The 1,622-nt window shown below is 74.2% G+C and carries 2 protein-coding genes and 1 pseudogene; all 3 read right to left on the bottom strand.

Features of this window, described 5'->3' with window-relative positions:
• The coding region (locus tag ADK60_RS22940; RefSeq protein ID WP_159400537.1) for a beta-ketoacyl reductase at positions 1 to 803 on the bottom strand (803 nt) is incomplete at its 3' end.
• 42 nt (positions 804 to 845) lie between these two features.
• Positions 846 to 1,091, bottom strand: a pseudogene (locus ADK60_RS48480) (SpnB-like Rossmann fold domain-containing protein); the annotation flags it as partial.
• Positions 1,040 to 1,582, bottom strand: a complete 543-nt coding sequence (locus ADK60_RS22935) for a polyketide synthase dehydratase domain-containing protein (RefSeq protein WP_502687445.1) — start codon at positions 1,580 to 1,582, stop codon at positions 1,040 to 1,042. The pseudogene ADK60_RS48480 and the gene ADK60_RS22935, both read right to left, overlap by 52 nt.
• Positions 1,583 to 1,622: the final 40 nt, after the last annotated feature.

The following is a 1,622-nucleotide window of genomic DNA, read 5'->3' as shown; positions in this document are numbered from 1 at the left end:
GCGACGCGGGCGACGGTGACGCCGCTGGGCGCGGCGGGGTTCTGCGGAGTGGGCAGCTGCGACCAGCCGACCCGGTAGAGCGGTTCGTCGGTGGTGGTGAGGGCCTGGTCGAGGAGGTTGAGGCCCTGGGTGGCGGTGAGGGGGGCGAGGCCGGTGCGGCTGAGGCGGCCGAGGTCGGTGCTGTCGAGGTGGCCGGTCATGGAGCTGGCGTCCGCCCACAGGCCCCAGGCGAGGGCGGTGGTGGGCCGTCCGTCGGCGTGCCGGGTTCGGGCGAAGGCGTCGAGGTAGGCGTTGGCGGCGGCGTAGTTGGCCTGTCCTGCGGAGCCGAGGACGCCGGCGGCGGAGGAGAACACCACGAACGCGGCGAGGTCGGCGTCGGCGGTGAGGTCGTGCAGGGCGTGGACGGCGTCGGCCTTGGGTCGCAGGACGGTGTCGAGCCGTTCCGGGGTCAGGGCTTCGAGGACGCCGTCGTCGAGGACGCCGGCGGTGTGGACGACGGCGGTCAGCGGGTGTTCGGCGGGGATGCCGGCCAGGGCCGCGGCCAGCTGGTCGCGGTCGGCGACGTCGCAGGCCACGAAGTCGATCCGGGCTCCGGTGTCCAGGAGGTCCTGAGGGGCGGTGCCGCCGCTGCGGCTGAGCAGCAGCAGGTGGCGGACTCCGTGTTCGGTGACCAGGTGGCGGGCGACCAGCTGCCCCAGGGTGCCGTTCGCGCCGGTGATCAGCACCGTGCCGTGGGGATTCCAGACCGGCGGTGCGGTGGTGTCCGCGCTCGGGGCGACGAGGACGAGCCGCGGTGCCAGCACCTCGGAACCGCGTATCGCGACCTGCGGTTCGCCGGTGGCGACGGCGGTGGCGAGTGCCGACTCCGACCAGGTGTCGGCGTCGATCAGCAGGATCCGGTCGGGGTGTTCGGTCTGGGCGGAGCGGAGCAGGCCCCAGACGGCGGCGGTGACGGGGTCGGGCCGGTCGGTGATCGAGCCCTGGGTGACGACGGCGAGCCGGGTGTCGTCGTTGGCGGGGTCGGTGAGGAACTGCTGGGTCAGTGCCAGGACTTCGGCGAGGCGGTCGCGCAGCTCGCCGCCGGGCGCGACGCGGGCGACGGTGACGCGACGCGGGCGACGGTGACGCCGCTGGGCGCGGCGGGGTTCTGCGGAGTGGGCAGCTGCGACCAGCCGACCCGGTAGAGCGGTTCGTCGGTGGTGGTGGCGAGTTGGTCGGCGGACATCCGCTGGAGGCGGAGGTCGTCGACGGTGACGACGGGGTGGCCGCCGGTGTCGTAGGCGGTGAGGTGGGCGGCGTTGTCGCTGCGGCGGGTGAGGTGGACGCGCAGGGTGGTGGCGTCGGTGGCGTGGAGCTGGACGCCGTTCCAGGAGAACGGGACCCAGAGGTCACCGCTGGGAAGCGGGTGCAGGGCGGCGTCGAGGAGGGCGGGGTGCAGGGCGAAGCCGTCGGCGTCGGTCGGCAGGACGACCTCGGCGTAGAGGTCCTGGCCCTGCTGCCAGAGCGCGGTGAGCCCCTGGAAGGCGGGCCCGTAGCCGTAGCCCAGTGCACCGAGTCGCTCGTAGGCATCGGTGGTGTCGATGCGTTGGGCGTCGGTGGGGGGCCAGGTGCCGGTGTAGGGG

It is taken from the genome of Streptomyces sp. XY431, assembly GCF_001279805.1.
Lineage (GTDB): Bacteria > Actinomycetota > Actinomycetes > Streptomycetales > Streptomycetaceae > Kitasatospora > Kitasatospora purpeofusca.
This window is presented reverse-complemented; position numbering and strand designations above follow the sequence as displayed.